Origin of the sequence: Intestinimonas sp. MSJ-38, from assembly GCF_018917925.1 — a bacterium.
Taxonomy (GTDB): domain Bacteria; phylum Bacillota; class Clostridia; order Oscillospirales; family Butyricicoccaceae; genus Pseudobutyricicoccus.
In genome coordinates, this window is sequence record NZ_JAHLPO010000078.1 from 1 (window position 1) to 662 (window position 662).

A 662-nucleotide genomic window follows, 5' to 3' on the forward strand; every position below is an offset into this window, starting at 1 on the left:
TGATTGATTAAATGCCTGATAACACAATCGATGGAACGCCGGATACGGTGAAAGTCGCATGTCCGGTGTGGAGTGGGGGAAAATCCGGCGATCACTTCAAAGGATTACCTATCACTATAATCCGAGGTGGCGCTGGATAGTGCGCTGATGCTCTATCTGCTCAGCGAAGCACCGCCGGAAGAGCAGAATTTCTCAACGCTGATGTATCTGCTGGAAAACGCTGCGGTGAAGGAAGAGGACGAGGAATATCAAAGCCCCGTAGATAAGCTCTTTGAAGAGCTGGAAGAAAAGGATCCGAATCATGTGGCAGTGAAGGAGTGGAAGGTTTTCAAGCATGCCGCCGGAAAGACAGCCAAAAGCATCATTGTCAGCGCCGCTGTACGACTGGCAGCTTTCAACTTGCCCCAGATTGCCCGCATGACCAGCCGGGACGAGCTGGATCTTGGCAGCCTGGGTGAGCGGAAACGGGCGATTTTCTGTGTGATCCCGGACAACGACGCCAGTATGAATTACCTGGTGGGGATGCTTTATACCCAGGCATTTCAGGAGCTTTATTATCGGGCGGACAATTTGCATGACGGCGCTCTGCCGGTGCCGGTGCGGTGTATTCAAGATGAATGGGCCAATGTGGCCCAGCCGGACAGCTATCCCAAGATCCTGGC

1 protein-coding gene is annotated in these 662 nt (G+C 53.2%); it reads left to right on the plus strand.

What is annotated here, in order from left to right; translation table 11 throughout:
- Window positions 1-147: 147 nt before the first annotated feature.
- Window positions 148-662, plus strand: a 515-nt coding sequence (locus KQI26_RS15145) for a type IV secretory system conjugative DNA transfer family protein (RefSeq protein WP_371744219.1), incomplete at its 3' end; no start/stop codon positions are given.